Below are 19,980 nucleotides of genomic sequence, written 5' to 3' on the forward strand. Positions count from 1 at the left end.
GGCGCGGGGAGTTCAGTATGAAACCGAGATTCACTACCACCGAGCGGCCGGGCCTGGAACTGTTCGACCCGGTCCAGGACCGACGGTTCGAACTCGAGACGTCGTCGCCGGTCGATCCGACGCCGGTCGGGACCGGCCGCTTCCGGTTCCCCGTCGACGCGGCGGTCGAGGTCGCCGTCGACCGGCTCGTCCTCCCGTACGTCGTCGAGACCTACGTCCGCGACCCCGACGGATCGCCGCTGGTCGAAGCCGAACACTACGCGTACGAAGAGTTACCGCCGGACGAGTACTGCCTCGAGTTGCACGCGCCCATCAAGACGTTCGTCCGGGTCGACGGCGAGGTGACCGTCGCGTCGTCCGTCGACCGCATGGAGTTCGACTTCGGCGAGGAGACCACCGTCCGCGTCGGCGCGCGCTCCTACCACGAACGCCCGGCGGCGACGGTGAGGACGACCGCCGACCCCGAGGACTTGATGGCGGCGGTGTCGACGTTCGGGTCGGCGCTGAAGACGACGAGTCCCGAACGGTCGTTCCCGACGCTCCGGGGGCATCCCCCGACGGTCGAACTCGGCGACGACCTGGCGATTCCGGACGGACTCGACTCCCCCGACACCGGCGTCCACATCGAGGTGCCCGCGGACCGACAGTCCGTCTACGCCGTCAGCACGCTCGCGTACTACCTCGGGGCCGACGTTCGACCCGGGGAGCGACCCCGGATCGTCACCGACGACGGGTTCGAACACTCGCTCCGCACGGACCGTGGATTCGACGCGGAGGTGGCGCGCGTTCTCCAGCAGGTGTTCCTCCTGGACTGTCTGACCCGGACGGAGGGACTGTACCCGGTCGACCTCCACGAGCGTCAGGCGGTCGAGGACGACGTGTCCCTGTCGTTTCCGGACCTGTACGACGCCCCCTCGGCGGAGCGACTCGCGGCCTACCTCTCGGTCCCGTTCGACGCCGTCCGGGACGCCGTGCCGACGTGGCGACTGGCGGCGCACGTGACGCCGGACGCCGAGAACGCGACGCTGCTTCCGTACCTCGTCGACGACCTCGCGGTCGTCCGACGCGCCGACGCGCAGGGTCGACGGCGAGCGCGCTCGTCGACGCCGTCCTACGTCGACGAGTTCGTCCGGTCGGTGGACCGGGGCCGGCGAGCGGAGCGCGACGAACCGTACGTCTCGCCGCCCGAGACCGACGCGCTCGAACAGGCGTGGCTCGGCGACGGCCGCGTGTTCGGCGCCAACGAACTCCGGCGGGCCGCGTTCGAACACCGCGACCGAGCGACGACCGCGGACGACATCGACATCGACATCGTCTGTAACGACGAGCGGATGCGCGAGGAGGTCGAAGACGGTGCGCTCTACGGCGACCGCGACGACCTCCCGTTCGACGTCACCGTTCACGCGAACTGCTCGACGGGGACGCTCGCCGAACTGCTCGCGTCCGAGACGGACTTCCTCCACTACGTCGGTCACGTCGAGGCAGGAGGGTTCGTCTGTCCGGACGGCGTGCTCGACGCCGAGAGCCTCGACCGAACCGGCGCGAGGACGTTCTTCCTGAACGGCTGTAACTCCTACCGGCAGGGCGTCAGCCTCGTCGAGAACGGCAGCATCGGTGGCATCGTCACGCACGGCGACGTCGGGAACGGCGGGGCGACCGCGGTCGGACGACTCGTCGCGCGCCTGCTCAACGCCGGCTTCTCGCTCCGGTCGGCGCTGGCGGTCGTCCGGGAGCGGCGCATCGTCGCCAACCAGTACACGGTCGTCGGCGACGGCGGCGTCGAGGTGGCACAGAACGAGAGCGGCATCCCCGTCTTCTATCGCGTCCGCTCGACCGACGCGGACGGCGAGTACGGCGTCAGAATCGACACGTATCCGACGTCAGAGCGAGGGATGGGGTCGCTGTACATCCCGTACATCGGCGACGTGGAGACGCACTTCATCGCCGGGGGACCGCTCCCCGAGTTCCGTATCGGAGCCGACGAACTCGGCTACTACCTCCAGATGGAACAGTTCCCCGTCGTGCTCGACGGGAGCTTTTGCTGGTCGACCGACCTCGGCGTCGACGACCTGCGTTAGGGACCCGAGTTCACGCCGCCGACGGCGGCGGCCGCGTTTCCGGCTTCGAGCAACAGCAGGGCGAGCGTGAACGCGACGCCCATCATCCGCGGATTCTCTGCGTAGTACTTCCGTAACCGTTCGTTTTCGTCGGACATTGCAGGCGCTTCTCGTCTCGCCCTCATCTTATGTTTATCTTAAGAGTATAGCGAGGAAACCAATTGGTCTTTGCCACTTCTCGGCGAAGATTATCGAGTCGCTACCGGAAACGCGGCGAGGGTACGCCGTCGTTACCCGAAGGCGAACGAGCGATTACCCGGCGACAGAGCGAACGGGAGTTGCGGTGGCGAACGACCGTCGGCGACAACGAGGGATTTCGAGAGGAAACGGCTCCTTGACGGACGGTTCGTCGCCCACTACGATCCGGCTTCACGGATAGCCGGCCGACAACGTGTCTCAGTCTTTTGTACGTGGACGGCCTACCGTCGCCGGCAGATGTCAGGGGACGAACGCGGAGCCGGGGGATTCGAGCTGCTGGTGCGCGAGCAGGGGTCGGTGACGTCCGTCGACGACGTGCTCCGCCGGTCCGACGGCTGCTCGGTCGAGACGGTCGTGGACGTGCTCGCTCACCGGCGGCGACGGTACGTCCTCTATCACCTCCGCGAGCACGGTACGGCCGTCGCCGAGTCGCTCGCCGACCACATCGCCGAACGGGAGCGCGACGGGTCGACCGTCACGCCGGACCCGGCCCGTCGCCAACATCTCCGTACGGAACTGCTCCACACGCATTTGCCGAAACTGGACGACGCCGGCGCGATAACCTTCGAGCGGACCGGGGAGTTCGTCGAGTACGACGCGTCCGAGACGCTCGAACTGTTCGTGGAACTCGCGGCGCGAGCCGAAGCGTGACTCGGGAACGGTGACCGACCGGCCCGGGGACGGGGGGTCGGTTCGCACGCGCGAGCGACCAGGCCGTGGTCTAAAATGGAAAACGGTTTGAAATCGCTCCACGGACTGCCAGGCATGAAGGTACGCATCGCCGAGGGGGCGACCGAGGAGGAGGCCTCGGCAATCGCCAGCGCGCTCTCCCGGCACGTCGGCGACGAGGTAGAGGTGTTCGTCGGTGACGCCGACGAACCGGCGGCGACCTGGCGCGAACCGGCCGGCACGTCGGCCAGCGACGGGACGAACGCGACGGTCGGCGGAGCGGCCGAGGACGACCTCGGTCCGACCGAGCGCGAGGAACGGCTCTGGGAGGAGATAGAGGAGATAGAACTGGGCGGCCCGGAGAAGTACAAAGAACGCCTGGAGGAACAGGGGAAGCTGTTCGTCCGCGACCGTCTCGACCTCTGGTTCGGGGACGACGGACTGAAGTTCGAGGACGGCAAGTTCGCCGAGTTCGACGCCGACGACCGGTTGCCGGCGGACGGCCTGCTCACGGGCGCGGCGGAGTTCGAGGGCCGCGACGTCCACTTCATGGCGAACGACTTCACCGTGAAGGCCGGTTCGATGGCCAGCAATGGCGTCGAGAAGTTCCTCCGGATGCAACAGCGCGCGCTCCAGAGCGGCAACCCCGTCCTCTACCTGATGGACTCCTCCGGGGGACGCATCGACCAGCAGACCGGCTTCTTCGCCAACCGCGAGGGCATCGGGAAGTACTACTACAACCACTCGATGCTGTCGGGGCGCGTCCCGCAGATCTGCGTGCTCTACGGCCCCTGCATCGCGGGGGCGGCCTACACCCCCGTGTTCGCCGACTTCACCGTGATGGTCGAGGAGATGTCCGCGATGGCCATCGCCAGCCCGCGGATGGTCCAGATGGTCACCGGCGAGGACATCGACATGCAGGACCTCGGCGGCGCGGGGATGCACGCGGAACACTCCGGGAGCGCGGACCTCGTGGCCCGCGACGAGGAGCACGCCCGGCAGCTCGTGGCGGACCTCGTCACGTACCTCCCCGACAAGGCCCACGAGAAACCGCCCCGGAGCGAGCCGAGCGCCCCCGCGAAGTCGCCGGAGGGCATCGACGGCGTCGTACCCCAGAACCCGAACCGCGCCTACGACATGACCGACCTGATTGAGCGCGTGGTCGACGCCGATTCGTACTTCGAGCTCCAGTCGGAGTACGGAACGGAGATCATCACCGCGTTCGCGCGCATCGACGGCCGGCCAGTCGGCATCGTCGCCAACCAGCCCGCCCAGCGCTCGGGGGCCATCTTCCCGGACGCCGCGGAGAAGGCCGCGGAGTTCATCTGGAAGTGCGACGCGTTCGAGATTCCGCTGCTCTATCTCACCGACACGCCCGGCTTCATGGCGGGGTCGCAGGTCGAGAAGGACGCCATCCTGGAGAAGGGCAAGAAGATGATCTACGCCACCTCCTCGGCGACGGTGCCCAAGCAGTGCGTCGTCGTCCGGAAGGCGTACGGCGCGGGCATCTACGCCATGTCGGGGCCGGCCTACGACCCCCAGAGCACCATCGCGCTCCCCTCCGGCGAGATAGCCATCATGGGCCCCGAAGCGGCCATCAACGCGGTCTACGCGAACAAGCTGAACGACATCGAGGACGAGGAGGAACGCAAGCAGCGCGAGCAGGAACTCCGCGAGGAGTACCGCGAGGACATCGACGTCCACCGGATGGCCAGCGAGACCGTCATCGACGAGATCGTCCCGCCGTCGACGCTGCGCGACGAACTCGAGGCGCGCTTCGAGTTCTACGCCGACCTCGACAAGGACCTGCCGGACAAGAAGCACGGGACGATTCTGTAACGCGAATCCTCGACCGCACGGCCGTTCGTGAACGGCCGGCGATACGGTCGGAACTTCCGGGAGCGGTCTTCCGGACCGACCGGCCGGCAGACACTACGACCTGTCGCCCAACGGATTTTTACCCCCCACAGACGGAAAAAGGGCCAATGAGTTCCGGCCAGATTACTGCCGACGAGGTGCTCGCCGTCTGGGAGAACGCGGGAGCGACTCGTGAACCGCTGACGGCGGGCGAAATCGCGGAGGAACTCGGGTGTTCCTCTCGCACCGCCGCGAACAAACTCGACGAACTGGTCGAGCGCGGTGACCTCGGAAGCAAGACGGTCGGTGAACAGGGCCGCGTGTGGTGGCGGCCCGCCGACCGAGACTCGTCCGCCGACGATGCGCCCGCTCGCAATCGCTCCGACGACGTTCTCGAAACCTCGGCCGTCACGCTCGAAGGCTCCCCCTCCGACGCCACCGAGCACGAGCGCCTCGAAACCGAACTCGCGGAGGTGTTCGGGCGGATTTCGGACGCGTTCTACGCGCTCGATACCCGGTGGCAGTTCACGCACGTCAACGAGCGAGCGGAGGAACTGATCGACTACCAGGACGAAGGACTCGTCGGCAAGAACTTCTGGGAGGTGTTCGAGTGGGCGACCGACTCGAAACTCGGCGAGGAGTACCGGATCGCGATGGAGACCCAGGAGCCGACCTCCTTCGAGTTCTACTATCCCGAACCGCTCGAGGCGTGGTACGAGGTCCACGCCTACCCCTCCGAGACGGGGCTCTCCGTCTACTTCCGGGACATCACCGACCGCAAGGAGCGCGAACGGGAACTCGAGGAGTACAGGTCCCGCTACCAGAGCCTCGTCGAAAACTTCCCGAACGGTGCCGTGGCGCTGGTGAACGAAGACCTCCGCTACGTCACCTTCGGTGGCACGCCGGAAGGCGTCGTGGACGTGACGAGAGCGGATCTCGAAGGAGCCTCCCTTCGCGACGCGTTGCCACAGGAACTGGCAGACGTCGTCGTCCCGCGGTACGAAGCCGCCCTCGACGGCGAAACCGCTACGTTCGAGGCCACCGTCGGCGACAGGGTCTACCAGTTCCACTTCGCCCCAGTTCCCGACGACGACGGCGACGTGTTCGCCGCGCTCGGAATGTCACAGGACGTCACCGAGCGCAAGCGCCTCGAAACCGAACTCGAGGAGAGCGAGCGCCGCTACCGCACCCTGGCGGAGTACTTCCCGAACGGCATCGTGACGCTGTTCGACCACGACTTCGAGTACACGCTGGCGGCCGGTCGAGGGTTCGACGACATCCCCGTCGACCCCGAGGACGTGGAGGGAGAGCCGTTCCGAGAGGTGTGGGACGAGGACACCGCCGACGCGCTCGAACCCGCGTTCCAGGCCGCGCTCGACGGCGACCAGCGCTCGGTCGAACTCGAGTACGCTGGGCGCGAGTGGATCGTCCACGCGGTCCCCATCACCGACGAGCGGGGCGACGTGTTCGCCGGCATGACCATGGCCCAGGACATCACCGAGCAGAAAGAGCGCGAGCGCTACCTGCGCGACGCCAAGTCGCAGCTGGAGGCGGCGACGGAGGCTGGTGCGGTCGGGACGTGGGAGTGGCACATTCCCGAGGACGAGATGATCACGGACGCGTCGTTCGCCAGGACGTTCGGAATCGACCCGGACGCCGCCCGCGAGGGCGTCTCGCTCGACCGCTACATCTCGGCCATCCACGAGGACGACCGCGAGCGCGTGGAACGGGAAATCGAAGAAGCCATCGAGTCCTGCGGGGAGTACGAGGCGGAGTACCGCGTCTGGAACGCCGACGACGAGCTGCGTTGGGTCGTGGCCCGCGGCCACGTCGAGTGCGACGAGGACGGCGACCCGGTCACGTTCCCCGGCGCGCTCGCCGACATCACGGAACGGAAGGAAGCCGAGCGGGAACTCGAAGAGCACAGGAGACAGCTCGAAACGCTGTTCGAGGTGCTTCCGGTCGGCATCCTGGTCGGGGACGAGGACGGCCAGGTCGTCGAAGCGAACGACACCGCGAAGGATATCTGGGGCGTCGACTCGTTCGACGCGGACGACATCGGTGACTACGATCTCTACTCGGGGTGGTGGGCGGACACGGGCGAGCCGGTTTCCCCCGAGGAGTGGACGCTCGCCCGGGTGGTCCGGGGCGAGGTGGTGACCGACCCCGACATCTACGAAATCGAGACGGCCGACGGAGAGCGCAGGACCATCATGGCACACGGGATGCCGATTCGGGACGCGAGCGGCAGGGTCGTCCGCGGCGTCGCCACGCTGACGGACATCACCGAACGCCGGGAGAACCAGCGCCTGCTCGAGGAGTCCGAGCGCCGGTACCGGACGCTCGCCGAGCACTTCCCGAACGGTGCGGTCGGCATGTACGACCGCGACCTCCGGTACACGTTGACCCAGGGCGCCGTTCTGGGCGACGCGCTGCCCGACAGGGAGGGTCTCGAAGGCAGGAGGATGCCGGACGTGTTCCCCGCTGACACCGTCGACGACCTCGAACCGCTGTTCCGGGCGGCGGTCGAGGACGGACGGACCGACAGCACCACGACCGAGTTCGGTGGCCGAAACTGGCGGGTCTGGGCGACGCCCCTGCGCGACGCCGACGGCGATATCTTCGCCGGGCTGAGCTTCGCTCAGGACATCACCGAACGGGTCGAGCGCGAGCAGCGACTCGAGGAGACGGTCGAGAAACTCGAACAGTCGAACGAGCGCCTGGAGAGCTTCGCCAGCATGCTCGCCCACGAGCTCCGCAATCCCGTCACCATCGGCCAGATGTACTGTCACGAACTGCCGGACGAGGCCAACTCGGACGCGGTCGAGCACGTCAGGGAAGCGTTCGACCGCGTCGACGCCATGATCGACGTCATGCTGGCGTTGACGCGGGGCCACGAGGCGGTCGGCGAGCGAACCACCGTCTCGCTCGCGAACGTGGCGCGGGAAGCGTGGGACCAAGTCGAGACACCCGACGCGACGGTCGACATCGACGTCGACCGGACGATTCAGGCCGACGAGACGTACATTCGCCACCTGTTCCAGAATCTCTTCGAGAACGCCGTCGAACACGGAGGAGCAGACGTCGACGTCACGGTCGGCGAACTCCCGACCGGCTTCTACGTGGCCGACGACGGCCCCGGCATCCCGGCCGACGACCGTGACGCCGTGTTCGAAGCCGGATTCACGACGGCAGCCGAGAAAGGCGGTACCGGAGTAGGGCTGGCGTTCGTCCAGAAGCTGACCGAGGTGTACGGGTGGGAGTCCCGGGCGACCGAGAGCGCGGCCGGCGGGTCCCGGTTCGAGTTCACGAACGTAGACGAGGACGCACCGCGGGACTGAGCAGGTCACCCCTCCCGGGCCGTCGACCCTCGACCACGTTCACCGTGCGTGACGCACCGATTTACCGGCCGGCTTGGATGTCACCCGGTTAATCAGAAATAGACAGAAAAGGGTATAGAGAGCCCACTGTTCATTGGTCCTGATGGCAGGGACAATCGTCGAAGTGGAAATCCCGTCCGAGCAGTTCGCGCTCGAACAGACGTTGCAGCGCCTGGAGACGGTCCGGTTCGACGTCGAGCAGTTGGTCGCGTCGAAGGAGGATTTGATACTGCCGTTCGTCTGGGTGAGGACCGGGAAGCGCGACGAGATCGAAGACGCGTTCGGGGACGACGACACCGTCGACGACTTCCAGCTCGTCGCGGAGTTCGACGACGAGTACCTGTACCAACTCGAATGGAGCACGCGCATCGAAGTCCTCGTCAACATACTGGTCAAGCAGAAGGGAACCGTGCTCGCGGCATCCGGAAAGGGCGACAAGTGGAACCTTCGACTCCTGTTCGGCGACCGAGACGCGATTACGGAAACGAACGAGTACTGCGTGGAGAAAGGAATCGACCTCGAAGTTCAGAACATAAAGTCCCTCTCGGGGCACGAAGAGGGACGGTTCGGGCTCTCGCAGGAACAGCGAGACGCCCTGCAGCTCGCGTCCGACCGGGGCTACTATTCGGTGCCGCGAGAGACGAGCGCGGAAGAACTCGCCGGGGAACTTGGAATCTCCCACCAGGCGCTCTCCGAGCGACTCCGGCGGGCACACGACGCTCTCGTGACGAACACGGTAGTTCTCGGCCACGGACCGACGGCGTCGTCGACGGACGGCACCGCTGCCGATTAATCGACAGTCGGCCTTCGAAGCGATTCCGGTAGCAGCGCCGGCTTCATCGCCCTCGAAGCTTCTCCCCTCCCGTTTGTGGGACTCTTCGACTCGACGCTCCGGAGCGGGGACGTTGCTACGGGCTACGAGGACCTTTCGGTGGAGGTCGGCCGACCACGGTCCCGCCGAACGGGATTCCGGACCAACCTAACCCGATTCCGCCAGCGTAATCCCGGAGTGCGTTCGTCGTGGTCGCGGTTTACACCCGTCAGGGACGTAAGAACTAACTCGCTCCGAACCATGGTTATTGTTGGCATGGTGCAAACCAAGTCACCGTTGAAACTCCGGTTGTTTCTGTTGTTCCAGCTGCTGCTCTGGATAGTCGTCCTCTTCTTCGGGTGGATGATCGCGAGTATCGTGTTCTAGACCACCCGGCGTCGCACTCCCTTCCTGCGAGCAGACGTCGAAGGTATCCGGCTCCGACCGTCGTTCCGTACGGAGTCGTGGTGTTTTACTCATCGGTCTTCGGTGGGCTTCGGGAGAACTACCACTGGACACTCCACCGTCGACGGGGGAGACAGTATCCGCGCGCGCCTCGCCCCCGGGCAACACCGTCGTCTCTAGTCGTCGCCCCGCCGACGGTACGCGGCAGGTTCGTCGACCCTGGTCGAGCGTTACGGCCGACGGAGACGGTTCGGTGCGCGGCGACGCCGACCGACGCCGTCTCCGGCGCGAAACGGGGGACCCATCTGCGGATTTAGAGGGTGCCTAACGGCCGACAAGCCGGTTTATAATAAAGCCCGTTAGGGTCGTCGGTGGGGACGACGCGGGCCGCCCGCGTGACACACCCATGAGTCACCGACGACCCTCGACCGTTCGTCTCGGAGGCGCGGCGTGGCCCGACGTCGGACGCGTCGAGCGCATCCTCTGGCTAATCGCTGCACTCACACTCGCGGGCGACCTCCTCACCACGTACGCCGGCCTCCGCGCCGGCATGGTGGAGTCCAACCCGGTCGCGCGCTCCGCCATCGCCCAGTTCGGGTTCGTGGCGCTCTTCGGCATCAAGGCGTTCGCGGTCGGCGTCGGCGTCGCCTGTCGACCGCTGTTGCCCAGCGAGTACACGGCCGTCGTTCCCGCTGGCCTCGCGCTACCGTGGGCGGTCGCGACGCTGCTCAACCTCTCGCTGTTCCTCTGAGTCGTCGCGACGGGGGCGCTCCGACGACGGGCCGCTCCGGCCCTCCCTCTCGCTCACACTCTCGAACAGCACGGCCCACGCGAGCGCCGTCAGGCCGACGTCCCGGACGAGAACGTCCACGAAGGGGGCGTCGACGGTGAGCGCGGCGAGCGCGAGATACGCGACGGTCGCGGTGAGCGAGACGGCGACGACCGCCGCGGCGAACGCCGTGTGGCGGTCGACGAGGATTGCGAGGCCGAATCCGACCTCGAGCACGCCGTTCGCGAGCATGAACGACTGGGGAGAGACGACTAGCCACGGCGCGAGCCAGTCGACGACGTAGGCGGCCCAGGCGTCCGGCGCGAACAGTTTGTGAACCCCCGCCAGCAGTATCGTCAGGCCGAGGCCGACGCGCGCCACGGTAGTCGGGTCTGGCGCGCGCCGCGAGAGTTCCCGTTCGAGGCGTCCGAACACGGGGACGCTTCGTCCCCCGGGCACGAAACGGATGCGGTTCCGGTCGACGCTCGCTACTCGCCGTCCGCGTGTTCGCGTTTCAGCGACAGCACCGTCCGGTCGAACTCACAGACCAGCGTCTCGTCCCCGTCGTCGGACTCGTCCGACGAGCCGCCGCTCCCCGAGGACCCGTTCACCGTGAACGCCTCGACGTGCATCGTGACGACGCCGCGCTCGCCGTCGCTCGTCTCGCGCTTGTCGGTGACGGTCGACTGGGCGCGGATGGTGTCGCCGTGGAACACCGGGTTCGGGTGTTCGACGTCGTCGTACGAGAGGTTCGCGACGATAGTGCCGTCGGTCGTGTCCGGGATAGAGAGTCCGACTGCGAGGCTCATCGTGTAGAGGCCGTTGACGAGGCGCTCGCCGAACTCGGTGTCCGCGGCGAACTCGGCGTCGAGATGCAGCGGCTGCTGGTTCATCGTCATGTCGCAGAACTGCTGGTTGTCGCTCTCGCTGATGGTCCGACGCTTGCCGTGTTCGATGGTCTCGCCCACCTCGAACTCCTCGTAGTACAGACCCGTCATGAGCCGAACTGCGACACCGGCCGGAAAAATCCTGTCGGTCTGGAGCGAACAGTTCCGACCGTTGCGCGCCAGTAAGGTGTCGATACCGGCGGCTAACCGGTCCATAACAAAGTGGCAAGTATTCGAATAATCGGTCAATCAGACCGTAATCAGGTCTGTAACTACACATGAACGGGGACGACACAGAGGACACGACGGCGCGAGCGAGTGATTTCCAACCGACAGATGCCGAACGGACCGGAGACTCGAACGACAGTGATAGCGAGTTCGACACGAAGGCGGTCGCGGAGTTCCAGTTCGACCAGGTGACGCGACGCGGCGACGAACGCGTCGCCCGCAGCGTCGAGTGGTCGTTCGAGCGTAGCGAGGCGAGCGACGGTTCGGGCCACCTCGCGTCCGACGGGGGCGTGGAGAGAAACGACGCGGACGAGGGAACGACGACGACCGGGGCGGACGACGTCGCGTCGCCGTCGACCGAGGAGTTCACGCCGGGACCGCGGCGACGGTCGACGACCGGTGACGCCGGAATCGGGACCCAACGCGGGGGAGCGAGCGACGCGACGAACGAGCGCGGCGGGGACGTGACCGGTCGGGCGGCCGGACGGGTCCGCGCGACGTGGCGCACGCGGGTCGGCGGTCCGGTCGGGACGCCGCCGGTGGTCCGGGACCGGACCGTGTACGCCGGTACGGGGGACGGCAACACCGTCGCACTCGACAGGCGCGACGGCGTGAGCGAGTGGCTGTTCGAGACGCCGACCGCCGTGGGACCGACCGCGGTGACCGGCGCGGTGGTGTACGTCGGGGACCGCGACGGCGTCCTCCACGCGCTCGATGCGAGCAGCGGAGTCGAGCTGTGGCGGTTCGAGACGGACGCCGGCGTCGACGTCGCGCCAGTCCCCGTCGGTGACGACGTGTACGTGGCGAGCCGCGACGGCCGGGTGTCGGTTCTCGACGCCGCGAACGGCGACCGCCGCCGGTCGTTCCGCACCGTCGCCCGCGCGGTGAGTTCGCTCACGGTCGCGGACGACGCGGTGTACGTGACGGGACTCGACGGCGGTCTGTACGCCCACGAGTTCGACGGCACCGAACGGTTCCGCTTCCGGCCCTCGCTGGCGGTCGCGGCCGCGCCAGCGGTCGCGGACGGCGTCGCCTACGTCGGCACGGTGGACGGCGACCGCGTGTTCGCCGTCGACACGGCGACCGGGGACGCGTACTGGGAGCACCGCACCGGGGCCGGCGTCTGGTCGTCGCCGGTGTTCGCCGGCGACGCGGTGTACGCGACGAGCACGGACGGGTCGGCCTACGCCCTCGACGCTCGCTCGGGGTCGGTCCGGTGGCGGGTCGCGACGGACGCCCGCATCTGGGGCCGGCCGGCGGTCACCGACGAGGCGGTGTACGTCGCCAACGACGACGGCCTGACGTTCGCATTCGACCGCGCGACCGGACGAACGCGCTGGCGGTTCCTGGCGCAGGACGGCGTCGTCGCCGGTCCCGCGGTCGGCCGTCACGCGGCGTACGTCGGCGACGTCTCCGGGACGGTGTCGGCAATTCCGCTGTGAGCCGTACCGGTTCGAACCGCCGCGCCGGCGTCCTCGTTCGCACCGTCGGCTTCGGCCATCGGTCCTCCCTCTCGTGCGACGGTAGTGACGTTGTCATGCCCCGCTCGCGCGTGACCGTCGGGACAGGGAAGGCAAGTTAAGTGGATTCGACGCCACGTTTCGAACCGATGGTCGAACTGAACGTACCGAAACGTCGACGGTGTCTGCGCTGCGGCCGCGAGGAGGAGTTCGACGAGTCCGTTCACGGCTGGGTCGTCTCCTCGTCGGCGGGCGAAACGTACTGCATCCACGATTGGGACATCAACGGCACCCACAATCCCATCGCCGAGTGAGATGCCGACCGCGTACGTCACCGCGCCGCCGGACGCGGCCACCGACATCGCGGAGTTGCTCGTCGAGGAGCGCCTCGCGGCCTGCGTCAACCGGTTCCCCTGCCGGTCCGTCTACCGCTGGGACGGCGACGTCCACCGCGACGAGGAGGTGGTCCTGCTCGCGAAGACGACCGACGAGCGCTGGGAGGACCTCGTCGCCCGCATCGAGGACGCACATCCCTACGACGTCCCCTGCGTCGAGCGCTTCGACGAGAGCGCGACGCTCGACTCGTTCGACGACTGGGTGGACGCGGAGGTGGCGTGATGGACGAGAGAGGCCCCTGGGCGCTCGCACTGGGCGTCCTCGGCGTCGGCGTCGCCGCGTTCGCCAACGAGGTTCGACGGCGGCGGCGCGCGGACGACGAGGACGAGAACGGAGACGAGTAGCCCGGAGTCGACCCCGTTTCAGTACAGGACGGCGAGCGCGACGGCGCTGTAGGGGACGACGCTCGACAGAAAATTACGGCCCGGCGCCGAGTACGGAGAAGGGTCGGTTCGCCCGGAGGGAGTTCGCGGACTACTCCCGCAACGCTTCCAGCACGGCGAGCGTCCCCTCGGCGTACGACCCCTCGACTACGGTGTCGGCGGCCTGGCGCGCCTTGTCGTCGGCGTTCGCCACGGCGTAGGACTCCCCGGCGACGCCGAACGTCGACACGTCGTTCTCCGAGTCGCCGACGGCGACGAACTCCCCAGGGTCGCGGTCGAGCAGGCGCGCGACCGACTTCAGCCCCTGCCCCTTGCTCACGTCGGGCGGCTTGACGTGGTAGGCGTACCCCGTGTCGACGACCTCCAGACCGTGCTCGCTGGCGAGTTCCTCCAGCGGGCCGAGCGGCTGGTCGCGCCGGACCGCTATCTCGGTCTCCCGCCAGCGGTTCGTCAGGTCGGACCGCCCCCAGCCGAGGTCGTGGCCCGCCGCACGGTACTCCTCGGCGACCGCGCGAGCCGCCTCGCCGTCGCCGTTCACCGTCACCTCGTCGCGCGCGAGGACGATACCGCCGTTCTCCGCGATGACGTTCTGCGGGAGTCCGAGGAAGTGCGCGAGCGCCACCGGGTAGGGGAACGCCTTCCCCGTGGCGACGACGACGGGAGCGTCCCAGTCGGGGAGCAGGTCGAAAAATCGGGGGTCGATCGAGTCGTCGCGCCGGGTCATCGTGCCGTCGATGTCGAGGACGAGCGGCGGGTCCATGCCCGCTCGTTCGGACGAGCGATATTTAGTCTCCCCGACTCCCCGAACCGGGAACGGCGTTCCGGTCGTCGGAGGGCGGTCGAGCGGCGGGGACGACGTCGTTCGCCGCCGGGGAGGAAGCCGGTCGAGAGGAAGAGTCAGTCCGTCTCTTCCGACTGGAGTTCGTCGAACAGCGCGACGACGCGGGAGGCTATCTCGTCGCGGATCTCCCTGACCTCGTCGACGCTCTCGCCGTGGGGGTCGTCCAGGTCCCAGTCGCGGTTCTCGCCGCTCCACGTGGCCGGACACACGTCGGACGCCGAACACCCCATCGTCAGCACGTAGTCACACTCCTGCAACTCCGCCGGCGTCATCTCCCGTGGTTCGCGGTCGGAGAGGTCGATTCCCTCCTCGGCCATCGCCTCTACGACCTCGTCGTGGACCGAGTCCGCGGGGCGAGTCCCCCCGGAGCGGATTTCGAGAGTTTCGAGGCCGCGCCTCTCGCGTTCGCGCTCGGCGAACGCGGTGGCCATCTGGCTCCGTCCGGCGTTCTGCACGCAGACGAACGCGACCGTCGACGGTTCGCTCACGCGTCGCTCCCTCCGTCGTCGCGCGTGTCGTCCAGGGCGGCGAGCAGCGCCTCGGCGCGCTCGGTCGTCGCGTAGTAGCGCCACTTGCCGTCCTTCCGGCGCTCGACGAGTCCCGCCTCGGTCAGGTCCGACAGCGCGTGGCTCAGCGCGCTGTCGCCCACGTCCACGAGCGGGGCGAGTTCGCAGACGCAGAGGTCGCCGTCGGCCGCGGCGAGCAGGCGAGCGACGCGGTACCGGGTGTCGTTCGACAGCGCCGACAGGGCTCGCGTGTCGGCGGTGCTGTCGGGGACGGCGTCGGTGAGCGCCGTCAACTCCTCGCGGCGCTGCTCGACGTCCTCGTCGCAGCATTCGCCGAGTCGGTCGGCGAGGAGTCGTCGCAGCGTTCCGTCGGTTGTCGACATCGATGCGACGGTTGAACAACTGTTCAGATAACGGTTCCGATGCGGTCGCCCCCGGCGCGCGACTCGCTCCGGGAGAACACCGTCCGCTCCCGCCGTCGGCGGACCCGTCCGGGACGGTTCGGGACGGTGTCGGAGATGTCACGGCCGCTAGTCTTTAATCGAATGGGGGCAGTAGTTCGAACAGTGCCGGGAATCGAAGACGTACTCGTGTCGGCCTCGCTCGACAGCGACGTCGTTCGCGTCATACTCGCGGGCGCACTCGGACTGTTCCTCGGACTGGAGCGCGAGTGGTCACAGAAGTCCGCGGGCATACGGACGTTCACGCTCATCAGTCTGCTCGGCGCGGCGTTCACCATCGTCGACCGGGACGTCCTCCTGTTTCTCGGTGGCCTGCTCGTCATCGTCCAGGGCGTCCTGCTCGCGGTCCAGGGGCTGGTGGCCGAGGAGAACGACGGACTGTCGCTGACCACCTCCGTCTCGATGCTCGTCACCTTCGGCGTCGGCGTCCTCGTCGCCGAGGGGTACATCCTCGTCGGCGTCACCGTCGCGGTGGTGTCGTCGCTGCTGCTCGTGCTGAAGCGCGAACTCCACACGTTCGCGTGGGGGCTCTCCCGGGAGGAACTGCGTTCGGCCGCCGAGTTCGCCATCCTGGCGTTCGTCATCTACCCGCTGCTTCCGCCGGGAGACGTGCCGGTCCTGGACGTCACGGTCAGTCCGCGACTCGTCTGGCTAATGGTCGTCACCGTCGCCGGCATCGGCATCGCCAACTACGCGCTCGTCCGGAACTACGGGGGACGCGGCATCGCAGTCACGGGATTCTTCGGCGGTCTGGCGTCCTCGACGGCGGTCGTCGGGACGATGCTCGACCACGTCCGCCAGCGTCCGCAGGCCGCCTCCTACGGCGTGGCGGCCATCCTGCTCGCCGACGCCGCGATGGCGGCCCGGAACCTCGCCATCGCCATCGCGTTCACGCTCGGCAGTTCGAAGGAACCGCTGTACGGCGCGACCATCCCGCTGGGCGTCATCATCGTCGGCAGCGTCGCCATCGCCGCCTACACCGCGGACTGGTCCGAGCAGGTCGACATCGACCTCGAGAGTCCGTTCTCGCTGCGCAACGTGCTGGGGTTCGGACTCATCTTCCTGCTCGTCGTCGTGGGAGGTGCTGTCGCGAAGGCCCAGTTCGGACAGACGGGGTTCTACGTCACCGCCCTCCTCTCCGGACTGGTCTCCAGTGCGGGCGTGACCGCCTCGGCAGTCACCCTCTACAGCGGTGGCAACCTGGACCAGGGGACGGCCGTGCTCGGCATCATGCTCGCCACCGCGTCGAGCATCGCCGTCAAGGCCGCGTTGACCGCGTCCGCACCCGACCGCCAGTTCGCCTACCGGGTCACCGTCTGGAGCACCGTGCTACTCGTCGGGGCCGGCGCAGCTGCCATCGTGGCAGCGTACTAACCGATTTGTAACGAATTTTTTAAAACACGGTCTTCCGTACGGCGGTGCATGGACCGACATTCCGCAGAGCCCCAGGTCCGAGAGATACCGAGCGAGAAAGCAAAGCGATGGGTCGAGTACCATCACCAGTTCTCCGCTCCGAGCACCTACGTCTACGAGTTCGTCTGGGACATCACCGACGAGGCCGAAGGCCCGTTCTGTACGGACGTGGACGGCAACGTCCTCATGGACTTCACGAGTCACGTCGCCTCCGCACCGCTGGGGTACAACAACCCGAAGATAGTCGACAAACTCCGCGAGTTCGACCTCGTCGACCCCACCAAGATAGCCGGCCAGGACTTCTACACGTCGGGCGGCTGGCCGCCCGAAGACCCCGAGTTTCCCGGTCCAGCCCAGTTGATGGACCGGCTGACCGACGTGACGAGCCAGTACGACATGGACACCGTCTTCCTCAGCAACTCGGGCGCGGAGGCCGTCGAGAACGCCATCAAGATCTGTTACCAGAGCGGCGGCCACCGGGCGTTCACGTTCGACGGCGCGTTCCACGGTCGCACGCTCGGCGCGCTCTCGCTCAACCGCTCGAAGCGCGCTCATCGGAAGGGGTATCCCGAGATTCCCGGCGTCGTCAGCGTCCCCTACTGCTCCTGCGACGACGTCTGCGAGTGCGGTTGGAAGACCAACGGGCCGGGCGGCAACCCCATCGCGGACAAACTCGACCCCGAACAGGGCGTCATCGACCCCGAGGAGGTCGCGTTCCTCATCCTCGAATCGGTCCAGGGCGAGGGGGGCTACCGCGTCCCGAACGAGGAGTTCGTCCGGGACCTCGCCGACATCCGGGAGCGCTTCGACGTGAACGTCGTCGTCGACGAGATACAGGCCGGTATGGGCCGGACGGGCGAGATGTGGGGCGTCGACCACCTCGACCTCGAACCGGACGTCATCACGAGCGCCAAGGGACTCCGCGTCGGCGCGACCATCTCGCGGTCGGACGTGTTCCCCGAGGAGACGGGACGGCTCTCCTCGACGTGGGGAGCGGGCGACGTCGTTTCGTCGCTCCAGGGAGCGCTCACCCTCGACGCCATCGAGGAACACGACCTGCTCGGCAACGCCGTCGAACGGGGCCGGCAGGCCCGCGAGAGGATTGCGGACGCCGACCCTGCGAACGTCGTCGACGTGCGGGGTCGCGGCCTGCTGATTGCGCTGGAGTTCGACACCAAAGAGCGTCGCGAGGCCGTCGTCGAGGCGGCGCTGAAACGGGGCCTGCTCACGCTGGGTTGTGGCTACAAGACGCTGCGCGTACTCCCGCCGCTCGACGTGACCGAGCGCGAAATCGACCTCGGTATGGACCTGCTGTTCGACGCCATCGAGGACGTCGCGTAGGGGCGAGATACGTTTACGTTTCGGGAACGAAACGCACGCGATGAGCGTCATCGTGGAACTTACCATCTCGAGCCAGGAGTTCCTGCTCGGGACCGCCCTGGGAATACCGGGCCGGACTCGCGTCGAACTCGAACGAGTCGTCCCGGCCTCTCCCGACGTCCTGCCGTTCTTCTGGGTCATCTCCGACGATCCGTCGGCCTTCGAGGAGTTCGAGCGTCACGTCTCCGAGACGGAGGAAGTGAACGACCTCGTCGCGCTCGACCGGCTCGACGATCGGGTACTGTACCGCGCGAAGTGGGGCAAAGCGGTCGAGAGTCTCGTGCAGGGCATCGCGGAGTCCGGTGCGACGATTCTCGAGGCGCGGGGCAACGACGAGTGGTACTTCCGGCTCCGGTTCGCGGACCACGGCGACCTGTCGGTGTTCGACACCTACTGCGACGAACACGGCCTCGATTACCGACTCGACCGGGTCAGCACCGAGAGCGCCACGCACGACGAGTCGTACGAGTTCGACCTGACCGACGAGCAACGAGAGGCGCTCGTGATGGCCGTCGAGCGCGGCTACTTCGACGTGCCGCGGGAGGTCACGCTGGACGAACTCGCCGACGAACTCGACATCACTCAACAGGCGATGTCGGAACGTCTGCGACGCGGCGAGCAGACCGTAATGCGCACGGCGCTGTCCGAAGCCGACGGCGATACGCTGGCGTGATTCCTACCGAGCCCTCAAAAAACGGTTGTAAAAACAGGCACCGTAGATACCCCCCGAGAGTTACTGCTTTCACATGTGAAAGTTGACCACAACTCGAACGCCGGAGTGCGACCGAGCGACGGTTCCGACGGCGAACACGAACTCTCCGAGTGGGTCGCCAACGGGGAGGCGGTCGGCCTCGACGCGCTGCTCGACGTGCCCGAGGGAATCCTCGACGTGCTGGCGGAGCAGCGGCGGCGAATCGTCCTCCGGAAGTTACGCGAGGGGGACGGTCGGGCCACCGTAGCGGAACTCGCCGGAGCGGTCGCGGACGACGACGATTCGTGTCCGAGCGTCGAACTGGCGGCGGCGTCGCTCCACCACACCCACGTGCCGAAACTGGTCGACGCCGGATTCGTCGAGTGGCGTCGGGGCGGCGAAGCGATTTCGCTCGCCGTCGACCTCGATTAGAACTGGTAGCGTCGGTTGTCGTCGCCGTCCAGGCCCGTCGAGGCTCCCGTCGCGTTCACGCCGCCGGCCATCTCCTCGTAGGTCATCCCCGAGAGGTACTCGTCGTAGGTCACGTCGTAGGTGCTGCGGAGGTGGAAGTCGAGGTTGCCGGTGTCGACGGTCGACTGGAACAGCATGTGGACCGCGCGTCGAACGAGTTCGTCGGTGTCGTCGACGTCGAGGGCGGCCCCGAGCATCGCGAGTTCGTTTCTCGTCTGCCGGTCGAGTTCGACCGACAGTTCGTCGTCGAGATCCGCGTACGCAGCCTCCACGTCGTCGTTCAGGTCGTCCAGGCTCATGCCCCAGACGTCGGGCGACGACCGGATACCGCTTTCGCTCTAGAACTCGCGTTCACACACCCGGCAGGCGTCGCGGCTGACGTAGTTTCGCGTGTCGCAGTGCGGACAGACGATGTACTGGTCGGTGTCTCGCGAAAGTGCGGCGTCGTCGGTGTCGCGTCGGTGGAGCGCCGTTCCGATGCCGGCGAGGACGAACCCACAACCGAGGACGAACCAGACGAGCGGACTTCGTGCGAAAACGAGCGAAGCGAGGGGGGCGACGAGAATAACGACGCCGACGAGTAACAGCGTGGAGGGCCGCACGCGCATGTTCCCGGAAGTTACCACGATGATGGTATAAGCGTTCATGTTGCCCGCG

22 protein-coding genes are annotated in these 19,980 nt (G+C 67.3%); 14 read left to right on the top strand and 8 right to left on the bottom strand.

The features are described from left to right. Positions 1 to 17: 17 nt before the first annotated feature. Positions 18 to 2,078 (top strand): hypothetical protein, encoded by a 2,061-nt coding sequence (locus ACTF4R_RS02645; RefSeq protein ID WP_440006023.1) that lies wholly within the window; start codon positions 18 to 20, stop codon positions 2,076 to 2,078. Here ACTF4R_RS02645 and ACTF4R_RS02650 read toward each other — a convergent pair. After that, a complete protein-coding gene (locus ACTF4R_RS02650) occupies positions 2,075 to 2,215 on the bottom strand; it encodes a DUF7503 family protein (RefSeq protein ID WP_440006024.1) in 141 nt (46 codons plus the stop codon). The genes ACTF4R_RS02645 and ACTF4R_RS02650 overlap by 4 nt on opposite strands. Positions 2,216 to 2,552: 337 nt before the next feature. Between ACTF4R_RS02650 and ACTF4R_RS02655 the strand changes: the two genes are divergently transcribed. The 5 genes from ACTF4R_RS02655 (at position 2,553) to ACTF4R_RS02675 (ending at position 10,188) form a co-directional block, all read left to right on the top strand. Beyond that, the gene (locus ACTF4R_RS02655) at positions 2,553 to 2,966 is read left to right on the top strand and encodes a DUF7344 domain-containing protein (protein WP_440006026.1); all 414 of its coding nucleotides are present in this window, start codon (positions 2,553 to 2,555) and stop codon (positions 2,964 to 2,966) included. Positions 2,967 to 3,080: 114 nt separating this feature from the next. Further along, on the top strand, positions 3,081 to 4,823 hold the full coding sequence (locus ACTF4R_RS02660; RefSeq protein WP_440006027.1) for an acyl-CoA carboxylase subunit beta: 1,743 nt from the start codon (positions 3,081 to 3,083) through the stop codon (positions 4,821 to 4,823). A gap of 146 nt (positions 4,824 to 4,969) precedes the next feature. Further along, the gene (locus ACTF4R_RS02665; protein ID WP_440006029.1) at positions 4,970 to 8,182 is read left to right on the top strand and encodes a PAS domain-containing protein; all 3,213 of its coding nucleotides are present in this window, start codon (positions 4,970 to 4,972) and stop codon (positions 8,180 to 8,182) included. A gap of 142 nt (positions 8,183 to 8,324) precedes the next feature. Further along, the gene (locus ACTF4R_RS02670; protein ID WP_440006031.1) at positions 8,325 to 9,014 is read left to right on the top strand and encodes a helix-turn-helix domain-containing protein; all 690 of its coding nucleotides are present in this window, start codon (positions 8,325 to 8,327) and stop codon (positions 9,012 to 9,014) included. 829 nt (positions 9,015 to 9,843) lie between these two features. Beyond that, positions 9,844 to 10,188, top strand: coding sequence for a DUF5658 family protein (locus tag ACTF4R_RS02675; protein ID WP_440006033.1), 345 nt, complete (start codon positions 9,844 to 9,846; stop codon positions 10,186 to 10,188). On the opposite strand, the gene ACTF4R_RS02680 is transcribed toward ACTF4R_RS02675, so the two are convergent. Together ACTF4R_RS02680 and ACTF4R_RS02685 are read right to left on the bottom strand one after the other, a co-directional pair. Further along, complete coding sequence (locus ACTF4R_RS02680) at positions 10,141 to 10,641, bottom strand: DoxX family protein (RefSeq protein WP_440006035.1); 501 nt, start codon at positions 10,639 to 10,641, stop codon at positions 10,141 to 10,143. The genes ACTF4R_RS02675 and ACTF4R_RS02680 overlap by 48 nt on opposite strands. 53 nt (positions 10,642 to 10,694) lie before the next feature. Beyond that, positions 10,695 to 11,204, bottom strand: a complete 510-nt coding sequence (locus ACTF4R_RS02685) for a MaoC family dehydratase (RefSeq protein ID WP_440006036.1) — start codon at positions 11,202 to 11,204, stop codon at positions 10,695 to 10,697. Positions 11,205 to 11,371: 167 nt separating this feature from the next. On the opposite strand from ACTF4R_RS02685, the gene ACTF4R_RS02690 reads away from it, so the two are divergent. The 4 genes from ACTF4R_RS02690 (at position 11,372) to ACTF4R_RS02705 (ending at position 13,521) form a co-directional block, all read left to right on the top strand. Further along, positions 11,372 to 12,763 carry an outer membrane protein assembly factor BamB family protein gene (locus tag ACTF4R_RS02690; RefSeq protein WP_440006037.1) on the top strand — a complete coding sequence of 464 codons (1,392 nt, stop codon included), beginning with the start codon at positions 11,372 to 11,374 and terminating at the stop codon, positions 12,761 to 12,763. Positions 12,764 to 12,930: 167 nt separating this feature from the next. Continuing rightward, complete coding sequence (locus tag ACTF4R_RS02695; RefSeq protein ID WP_440006039.1) at positions 12,931 to 13,095, top strand: HEWD family protein; 165 nt, start codon at positions 12,931 to 12,933, stop codon at positions 13,093 to 13,095. A 1-nt stretch (position 13,096) separates the two neighbouring features. Continuing rightward, positions 13,097 to 13,399, top strand: coding sequence for a divalent-cation tolerance protein CutA (cutA, locus tag ACTF4R_RS02700; RefSeq protein WP_440006040.1), 303 nt, complete (start codon positions 13,097 to 13,099; stop codon positions 13,397 to 13,399). Then, a complete protein-coding gene (locus tag ACTF4R_RS02705; protein ID WP_440006041.1) occupies positions 13,399 to 13,521 on the top strand; it encodes a hypothetical protein in 123 nt (40 codons plus the stop codon). The genes cutA and ACTF4R_RS02705 overlap by 1 nt, the downstream gene beginning before the upstream one ends. Before the next feature lie 130 nt (positions 13,522 to 13,651). Here ACTF4R_RS02705 and ACTF4R_RS02710 read toward each other — a convergent pair whose 3' ends face one another. The 3 genes from ACTF4R_RS02710 to ACTF4R_RS02720 all read right to left on the bottom strand — a co-directional run bounded on the left by ACTF4R_RS02710 (position 13,652) and on the right by ACTF4R_RS02720 (position 15,290). Further along, positions 13,652 to 14,320 carry a phosphoglycolate phosphatase gene (locus ACTF4R_RS02710; protein WP_433624285.1) on the bottom strand — a complete coding sequence of 223 codons (669 nt, stop codon included), beginning with the start codon at positions 14,318 to 14,320 and terminating at the stop codon, positions 13,652 to 13,654. 137 nt (positions 14,321 to 14,457) lie between these two features. Then, positions 14,458 to 14,889, bottom strand: a complete 432-nt coding sequence (locus ACTF4R_RS02715) for an arsenate-mycothiol transferase ArsC (RefSeq protein WP_440006043.1) — start codon at positions 14,887 to 14,889, stop codon at positions 14,458 to 14,460. Next, positions 14,886 to 15,290: an ArsR/SmtB family transcription factor gene (locus ACTF4R_RS02720; protein ID WP_440006045.1), complete on the bottom strand. Its 405-nt coding sequence runs from the start codon at positions 15,288 to 15,290 to the stop codon at positions 14,886 to 14,888. Before ACTF4R_RS02720 ends, ACTF4R_RS02715 begins: the two co-directional genes overlap by 4 nt. A gap of 183 nt (positions 15,291 to 15,473) precedes the next feature. On the opposite strand from ACTF4R_RS02720, the gene ACTF4R_RS02725 reads away from it, so the two are divergent. The 4 genes from ACTF4R_RS02725 (at position 15,474) to ACTF4R_RS02740 (ending at position 19,284) form a co-directional block, all read left to right on the top strand. After that, the gene (locus ACTF4R_RS02725; RefSeq protein ID WP_440006046.1) at positions 15,474 to 16,742 is read left to right on the top strand and encodes an MgtC/SapB family protein; all 1,269 of its coding nucleotides are present in this window, start codon (positions 15,474 to 15,476) and stop codon (positions 16,740 to 16,742) included. 48 nt (positions 16,743 to 16,790) lie between these two features. Next, positions 16,791 to 18,122, top strand: a complete 1,332-nt coding sequence (locus tag ACTF4R_RS02730) for a class-III pyridoxal-phosphate-dependent aminotransferase (RefSeq protein ID WP_440006048.1) — start codon at positions 16,791 to 16,793, stop codon at positions 18,120 to 18,122. A 40-nt stretch (positions 18,123 to 18,162) separates the two neighbouring features. After that, positions 18,163 to 18,834 carry a helix-turn-helix domain-containing protein gene (locus ACTF4R_RS02735; RefSeq protein ID WP_440006050.1) on the top strand — a complete coding sequence of 224 codons (672 nt, stop codon included), beginning with the start codon at positions 18,163 to 18,165 and terminating at the stop codon, positions 18,832 to 18,834. A 75-nt stretch (positions 18,835 to 18,909) separates the two neighbouring features. Beyond that, complete coding sequence (locus tag ACTF4R_RS02740; RefSeq protein ID WP_440006052.1) at positions 18,910 to 19,284, top strand: DUF7344 domain-containing protein; 375 nt, start codon at positions 18,910 to 18,912, stop codon at positions 19,282 to 19,284. Here the strand turns inward: ACTF4R_RS02740 and ACTF4R_RS02745 are convergent. Then, positions 19,281 to 19,622 carry a ribbon-helix-helix protein gene (locus ACTF4R_RS02745; RefSeq protein WP_440006053.1) on the bottom strand — a complete coding sequence of 114 codons (342 nt, stop codon included), beginning with the start codon at positions 19,620 to 19,622 and terminating at the stop codon, positions 19,281 to 19,283. The two genes, ACTF4R_RS02740 and ACTF4R_RS02745, sit on opposite strands and share 4 nt — an antisense overlap. Positions 19,623 to 19,661: 39 nt before the next feature. Further along, positions 19,662 to 19,931, bottom strand: a complete 270-nt coding sequence (locus ACTF4R_RS02750; protein WP_440006055.1) for a hypothetical protein — start codon at positions 19,929 to 19,931, stop codon at positions 19,662 to 19,664. Positions 19,932 to 19,980: the final 49 nt, after the last annotated feature.

It is taken from the genome of Halomicrococcus pelagicus, from assembly GCF_051917725.1.
GTDB lineage: Archaea > Halobacteriota > Halobacteria > Halobacteriales > Haladaptataceae > Halomicrococcus.